This window comes from Pseudomonas sp. NPDC087639, assembly GCF_044743385.1.
Lineage (GTDB): Bacteria > Pseudomonadota > Gammaproteobacteria > Pseudomonadales > Pseudomonadaceae > Aquipseudomonas.
The window spans coordinates 1-2,540 of sequence record NZ_JBIUWI010000154.1 but is presented as its reverse complement, the minus strand read 5'-3'; the positions used below and the strand labels follow the sequence as shown (position 1 = coordinate 2,540).

At 59.9% G+C, this 2,540-nt stretch carries 2 protein-coding genes and 1 pseudogene; all 3 read right to left on the bottom strand.

Translation table 11 applies throughout. The features are described from left to right. A partial coding sequence (livG, locus tag ACIOVB_RS27370) for a high-affinity branched-chain amino acid ABC transporter ATP-binding protein LivG (RefSeq protein ID WP_401272260.1) occupies nucleotides 1–739 on the bottom strand: 739 nt, incomplete at its 3' end. Beyond that, nucleotides 736–1,992 carry a high-affinity branched-chain amino acid ABC transporter permease LivM gene (locus tag ACIOVB_RS27365; RefSeq protein WP_401272259.1) on the bottom strand — a complete coding sequence of 419 codons (1,257 nt, stop codon included), beginning with the start codon at nucleotides 1,990–1,992 and terminating at the stop codon, nucleotides 736–738. The genes livG and ACIOVB_RS27365, both read right to left, overlap by 4 nt. After that, nucleotides 1,989–2,540 (bottom strand): annotated as a pseudogene (locus ACIOVB_RS27360) (branched-chain amino acid ABC transporter permease LivH); the annotation flags it as partial. The gene ACIOVB_RS27365 and the pseudogene ACIOVB_RS27360, both read right to left, overlap by 4 nt.

The window sequence follows — 2,540 nt, the reverse complement described above, 5'->3', positions numbered from 1 at the left end:
CTTCAGGATTGTCGCGGATCTGTTCCGGCGTGCCGTCGGCCAGAGGCGTGCCCTGGTTGATCACGACGATGTGGTCGGAAATGCTCATGACCAGTTTCATGTCGTGTTCGATCAGCAGCACGGTGACGTTGTGCTCTTCACGCAGCATGCCGATCAGCGCTTTGAGGTCTTCGGTTTCCTTCGGATTGAGGCCGGCGGCCGGTTCGTCGAGCATCAGGATCCGTGGACGGGTCATCATGCAGCGGGCGATTTCCAGACGACGTTGCTGACCGTATGCCAGGGTGCCGGCAGTACGGTTGGCGAACTCCTTGAGGTTGACCTTTTCCAGCCAGTACTCGGCAAATTCCATCGCCTCGCGCTCGCTTTTGCGGAACGCCGGGGTCTTGAACAGGCCGGACAGGAAGTTGGTGTTCAGGTGACGGTGCTGGGCGATCAACAGGTTCTCGACCGCCGTCATGTCCTTGAACAACCGCACGTTCTGAAAGGTGCGCACCACGCCTTTGAGCGCGATCTTGTGGCCCGGCAGGCCTTGAATCGGCTCGCCGTCCAAAAGGATGCTGCCGCCGGTTGGCTGATAGAAACCGGTCAGGCAGTTGAACACGGTGGTCTTGCCCGCGCCGTTCGGCCCGATCAGCGCAACCACCTGTTTTTCCTTCACGGTCAGGGCCACGCCATTGACCGCCAGCAAGCCGCCGAAGCGCATGCTCAGGTTTTCGACCTTAAGAATCTCGCGGCTCATTTTCGCAACTCCATGTGAGGGCGTTGCATCGGCAGCAGACCTTGTGGACGCCAGATCATCATCAACACCATCAGGGCACCGAACATCAACATGCGGTACTCACTGAATTCACGCATCATTTCCGGCAACAGGATCATCACCACGGCCGCGAGAATCACGCCGAGCTGCGAGCCCATGCCACCCAATACGACGATGGCGAGGATGATCGCCGACTCGATGAAGGTGAAGGATTCCGGCGTCACCAGACCCTGACGGGCAGCGAAGAAGCTGCCGGCAAAACCGGCGAATGCAGCACCGAGGGTGAACGCGGAAAGCTTGATCACGGTTGGGTTAAGACCCAGCGCGCGGCAAGCGATTTCGTCTTCACGCAGCGCTTCCCACGCACGGCCGATCGGCATGCGCAGCAGACGGTTGATGACGAACAGTGCCGCCAGCGCCAACAACAGGGCAACGAGGTAGAGGAAGATCACCTTGTTGATCGAGTTGTACTGCAAGCCGAAATACTCGTGGAAGGTTTGCATCCCTTCTGCGGCTTTACGTTCGAAGGTCAGACCGAAGAACGTCGGTTTCTCGATGTTGCTGATACCGTTCGGGCCACCGGTGATGTCCGTCAGGTTACGCAGGAACAGACGGATGATCTCGCCGAAGCCGAGGGTCACGATCGCCAGATAGTCACCGCGCAGTCGCAACACCGGGAAGCCCAGCAGGAAGCCGAACGTCGCCGCCATCAGGCCGGCAATCGGCAGGCAGATCCAGAAGCTCAGGCCGTAGTAGTGCGACAGCAGCGCGTAGCTGTAGGCGCCGACGGCGTAGAAGCCGACGTAACCCAGGTCGAGCAGACCGGCCAGACCGACGACGATGTTCAGGCCCAGGCCGAGCATCACGTAGATCAGGATCAGCGTGGCGATGTCCACCGCGCCACGGGAACCGAAGAACGGCCACACCAGCGCAAGCAGGATCAGCCCAATGATGAAATAGCGCTGGGTGGTCGGCAGGGTCAGGAAGTTGCTGGCCTTGGCCGGGATCAGCGGCATGCCCGGCGAGGAACGCCAGGCCTTGCTGATCTGCTGGTTGAACAGCACGCGCAAAAACATCAGCACAGAGCAGATGGCGATGGTCGCCAGAACCGCCGTGCTGGTGTTGTGCACTTCCAGATTGATGCCGACGATGGTCAGTTTCAGACCGAGTACCGGGTAGGCCACGGCCCACACCAGCAAGGCACTGAACAGTGCCTGTTTAAGATTCCTAGTCATACTTTCTCAACCTCCGGACGGCCCAGAATGCCGGTCGGACGGAACAACAGCACCAGAACCAACAAGCCGAAAGCCACGACGTCCTTGTACTGGTCGCCGAAGATATCGGCACCGAAAGCTTCCGCCACCCCAAGCACCAGCCCGCCGAGCATGGCGCCGGGGATGCTGCCGATGCCGCCGAGTACCGCAGCGGTAAAGGCTTTGAGGCCGACAAGGAAACCGGCGTTCGGGTTGATCACCCCGTATTGCATGCTCAGCAGTACGGCCGCGACGGCCGCCAGCGCAGCACCAATGACGAAGGTCAGGGCGATGATGTTGTTGGTGTTGATACCCAGCAGGTTGGCCATCTTGATGTCTTCGGCGCAGGCGCGGCAGGCGCGGCCCAGACGAGAGCGGGAGATGAACAATGTCAGGCCGAGCATGGCGATCAGGGTCACCACGAACACCACGATTTGCATGTAGGAAATCAGCACTTCTTGTGCGCCACCTGGGCCGAAGGCAATGTTGCCCGGAATCAGGTTGGGGATAGCTTTGTCCTTGGAGTCTTG

Bases quoted from the DNA above. Each gene is read 5' to 3' on its own strand.
- ACIOVB_RS27365 (WP_401272259.1), bottom strand. From the start codon at position 1,992: ATGACTAGGAATCTTAAACAGGCACTGTTCAGTGCCTTGCTGGTGTGG.